Source organism: Exiguobacterium sp. s192 (assembly GCF_018618795.1).
GTDB lineage: Bacteria > Bacillota > Bacilli > Exiguobacteriales > Exiguobacteriaceae > Exiguobacterium_A > Exiguobacterium_A undae.
The window spans coordinates 1-4,450 of sequence record NZ_JACSMS010000024.1; the positions used below are offsets into that span (position 1 = coordinate 1).

Annotated in this window: 3 protein-coding genes; 2 read left to right on the plus strand and 1 reads right to left on the minus strand. The window is 39.6% G+C overall.

Annotated features, from left to right (window positions below):
- Positions 1-211: 211 nt before the first annotated feature.
- Positions 212-1,771, plus strand: a complete 1,560-nt coding sequence (mobV, locus tag KNP87_RS17090) for a MobV family relaxase (RefSeq protein ID WP_214722380.1) — start codon at positions 212-214, stop codon at positions 1,769-1,771.
- A gap of 74 nt (positions 1,772-1,845) precedes the next feature.
- Here the strand turns inward: mobV and KNP87_RS17095 are convergent, their stop codons facing one another.
- On the minus strand, positions 1,846-2,316 hold the full coding sequence (locus KNP87_RS17095; protein ID WP_214722381.1) for a replication/maintenance protein RepL: 471 nt from the start codon (positions 2,314-2,316) through the stop codon (positions 1,846-1,848).
- A 542-nt stretch (positions 2,317-2,858) separates the two neighbouring features.
- Here KNP87_RS17095 and KNP87_RS17100 point away from each other — a divergent pair.
- On the plus strand, positions 2,859-3,044 hold the full coding sequence (locus KNP87_RS17100) for a hypothetical protein (RefSeq protein ID WP_214722382.1): 186 nt from the start codon (positions 2,859-2,861) through the stop codon (positions 3,042-3,044).
- Positions 3,045-4,450: the final 1,406 nt, after the last annotated feature.

Genomic DNA, 4,450 nt, shown 5'->3' on the forward strand with positions numbered 1-4,450 from the left:
GTGCCGGCTATGTTTTTAAAGGTTTTTTGTTTTGTGATTGCCTCAATCCTAAGGATTGAGGCAATCACTTATGTTGGGTCTTGAACTTTCGCTGTATCCAGCGACCGTCGATCCGACGGCAATCTTGACCCTCGGAGAGCGCACCTTTACGAAGTAAAGTATAGTGCGCTATACTACACAAAAATCAAGAGCGAAGACAGGGGGGCTTTCTATGGGTTCTAAGTTGGTTTGTAGAATGCAGAAGGTAAAGAAAAATGACGTAAAAGGCTATCAGATCCACAATCAAAGAGAACGAGAAAGTAAGACCAATCCTGACATTGACGCTTCACTATCCCACCTCAATCGAGACTATATCAACGCTCAACACATCAGCTATATGGAGAAATGGAAAGAAATATTCGAATCCCAAAATGAGAGTAAACGTGCCTTAAGAAAAGATGCGGTGTTTTTGAATGAGTTCGTGGTTGGCTCTGATCGTGATTTTTTTAAGGACATGGATCAATCAGAAAAAGAACGGTTCTTCAAAGTCTCTACTGATTTCTTCAAAGATCGCTATGGAGAACAAAATGTCTTATATTCCGTCGCCCATTTCGATGAATTAAAGGGTGCTGGCGCTCATGCTCATATCGCTATCGTACCCATGCGAGACGGCAAACTTCAGAGCAAAAACGTGTTTGACCGGAACGAACTGAAGGCATTGCAATCAGAACTACCTCAATACCTTCAGAAGCATGGATTTGATATTGAACGAGGGAAAGAAGGTTCGAAGGCACAGCACATCGATACAGCCACGTACAAGATCCTCAAATCTCAAGAAGCAGTTCTGATGGCCGAACAGCAGCGGGAAACGATTCAAAGCGAAACGAAGCTACTTGAAGCCAAAAGAGAGAGCTTGAAAGAGTTGTTTGACAAAGTAGAACGGATTGATAGCGTTGAATTCCAAGAACAAAAGACGGTGTTCGGTAAGGAAACGGGAAAAATCTTGATAGATCGAGAGGATTTTGAGGAAATGCGAAACCTTGCGATGATGACTGTTCCCGAAATGGAATTTAAAAACGAGGAATTACAACGAGAAGTGAATATTCTACAATCGAAAATCGAGGAAAAAGACGATAGGATTGCTAGTCTCGAAAAGAAATATGAGATTGGGATGAACAATCTTCAAAAGAAGTACGAGAGGGCGTCTGCCCAAGCAGAACGCTACAAAGAGGGCTTGGATGACGTTGTAGAAGAACTGGTAACAGAACGTTTAGAAGAGAAAGTGAGTGAATTGAAGGGGCATCATGCAAAAGATCTGGAGAGACAAATGTCGGATACTAATATGTTTGCAGAAGAAGCGGAGAAATTGGAGCGTAGACTTACGACCATGACAAAGCATGCCAACGCTCTAGAGGACGAATATAGTGGGCTTGAGAAGGAACATGACGAACTCAAAGTGACCAATAAAGAGTTAGTCGATACAAATAATAGTTTACATGCAGAATTTCAAAAAATGTTCCAAAGCGTAAAAGAGATGAAAGAACGTTTCGATAAACTTGTCGAAGAAAGAGTAGCAGACTGGAAACATGTCATGAGAGCGTCCATTCATCGGGCAACAAGAGAATGGTTGGTTGACAAAATGCCCGAAAATCAGAGAATCGTCCTCGATCATACGATTGATGTAAAAAAAATCAATCAGAGATCCAACGAACTAATTCCGGAATTGACTAAAGAACGAGAAGCTGTCATCGAAAAACGTCTGCGAGATCGCGAAATGGATATGGAACGATAACTCTTGATATATCAGCACAAGCAAAAAGCCCCTTTTCAGGGGCTTTTCTTCGTAAAATGCCTTGCAATCGCACTTTACTTTTCTTCGTTTCGCTCCGGATCAGTACTATCGTCATAGTAATTGAGGAGCAAACTTTTTTTGTGTTCTGAACCCTTCATCATGATTTTAGGGCTTACCTGCCAAACGCCATTTTGAACTTTCGTTATGAACCCTTTTTCTTGTAGTTTTTTCATAACCGTCGCAATTGTACCCTTAGCTGCCCCAACATCTTTCTGTATTTTAGCGTAAGTTCCAATAAAAGTGTTATTCGCTTGCTCTGTGTTTTCCAGTATGTAAACTAGAATATCCACTTGCCGGCTGTCTAAAACTCCAAGAACTTGAAGGAAATCCACTAGGTACAATTTCCAAAATTGCTGTTGTCCTAATGCCCTTTTAGTAATTTGATCGACTTCGATCAACTCTCCAGTTTCTTCATCTCGAAATTTTTTTCTCTGTGTTCCTAACAAAACTTGAGTGTCAGCATGATATTGCATATTTTTATCCATTTCTTACCTCCTCCTTTATTAAAACATAAAACAATAGACCGGAAAACACAACAATAAAATAAAAACGGTCTAATTCAATTAGACCAACGACTTCAATATATTGAAGTGCACAGTACAATACATTGAACTGCTATAAATCACTAAAACCTAGTAATACCAACGGTTTAAGCTACTTTTTTAAAAATATCCCTCTTTTCTAATCTTTAATGCCGTCTTTTTGAAGGTCAGTATAGGGGGCAAGTTCAACTAAAACACTGAACGCACTCATTCCGGCTTTTAAGCCTTCATTTCGCTTGTCGGACTGTCAGACCGCTGGATGTGTCTCTCGCTACGCTCAAGAACCTCCACCGATCTTCCAGTACACATGAACCTGTCGAATATTATCTTTTTCACTCGTGACGAGGGCTTTAGTCTTTTTTTTGCTCTTTAAAATCGATTTTAAGGGCATTTACGGCTTGAGCCGTACAAAAGACTGTCAGAACGTGGCGATGGGGCTTAAAATCGAAATATGAGCGTTCTAGACGCAATCAGGAGGCGATTTGATGAAAGTGGATTTGAATCCGGCGAATTACTATTCGGAAAAGTGGGCTGCCATTGAAAGATTGAAGCATCTTCAGCTTGTCGAGGGTCTGACAATGAACGTAGAAACGCTAGAAGTAGATTCGGAAGGACGGATCTTGCTCGATAATGGAAATCAATTGCATAGAGAATGGTTTGAAACAGAGTAGTCAGTTTTTTGGGGATTTTTCCTCAAAAACTGACAGTTTTTTTTAATGACAGTTCGTTGAGGCTGTTCGTTCTTCTTTTGGGACAGTATAATTAATTATAATGTTTACGTTTGTCAACGCTTGTTATTTTTGATAAGCGTAATACACTATTATCAAGGCTGAATCAGAACTCAAAACACTACCGTTCTTTAGAGAGGTGGTGATGCGAGCATGAAAATAATTTTCGAGTTATCGATCGATCCGATGACGATTTTTGTACTGTGGAGTTTCTTATCGACTGGAAGCCTTCCGCCAACAAAAAAGCCCTAACCATTATGGTTAAGACTTTAGCCAAAAAAACTGTTCTGATTCAAGACTCAAACGTTGCAGCGTTTGGGTCTTTTGCCTTTTCAAGACATATCATTATTTTTTACGTTTGTAGCAAAAAATAATCGAGATACTGTTAGAAAGGTAACAACATCTGTTGTAGAAAATATACCACTTGTTATGTTCAAATGCATCATCCACATGTACACAAAAAGGATCATATTCTTCTGAAAGGTATAAGAATGTGTTCAGAATGGATCATATTCTTATTGTAGGAGGACATATAGATCAAGAGCACGATGATAAATGATAGCGAAACGATTTATGCCGTAAAGAAGAGTTTATTTCGAGAACTCCCCCAAGAACACTTAACCCAAGTGGCTCCCAGAGGGGCATAGCCCATCGGAGCCGTTGGGTTTGGGGGTTTGGGGGAGAGAGGCTCGAAGTCAACTCTTCTGCGGAATAAAAAGTGAGCGGTATCTTTACCAAGACTAAAAGTAATCCAAAAAATGAGTAAGCATAAAAAAACGTAAGCATAAGTTAGCATGAGCAGGAAAAAATAGTAAGCATAAATGCAATGAGTATGGTAACAAATCAAAAAACTTATTGTGAAGGACGTGCTAACTATGTTGGAAATTGCATCAGATGTGTTGGAGTATGGGTCGTATTTAACTACTGGATTGTTGGCTTCTATCGAGTTGTATCGCATTTTTAAGGATTGGATAGATCGAAGAAATAATGGCAGCAATAGTAACCCGTAATCAAAAATAAAAAGTAGGTGTCTCATATTGAGACACCTACTTTTTATTTCGTGCTCTCTACATAAATCGTTATCAATAAATGCATTAGCATAAATACTTGGATGATGATCATGCTACGCCACCTCCTTCTTTTCAGACCTTCAGACTTTGAGTCGGTCCTGTGAAACAAGGACGAAATCTTTAATCTTTAAATCTTTAAAAGAAGGCACGTAGTGCCGGCTATGTTTTTAAAGGTTTTTTGTTTTGTGATTGCCTCAATCCTAAGGATTGAGGCAATCACTTATGTTGGGTCTTGAACTTTCGCTGTATCCAGCGACCGTCGATCCGACGGCAATCTTG

Excerpts from the sequence above, each read along its gene's own strand:
- mobV (WP_214722380.1), top strand. The coding sequence starts at position 212 with ATGGGTTCTAAGTTGGTTTGTAGAATGCAGAAGGTAAAGAAAAATGAC.
- KNP87_RS17095 (WP_214722381.1), bottom strand. The coding sequence starts at position 2,316 with ATGGATAAAAATATGCAATATCATGCTGACACTCAAGTTTTGTTAGGA.
- KNP87_RS17100 (WP_214722382.1), top strand. The coding sequence starts at position 2,859 with ATGAAAGTGGATTTGAATCCGGCGAATTACTATTCGGAAAAGTGGGCT.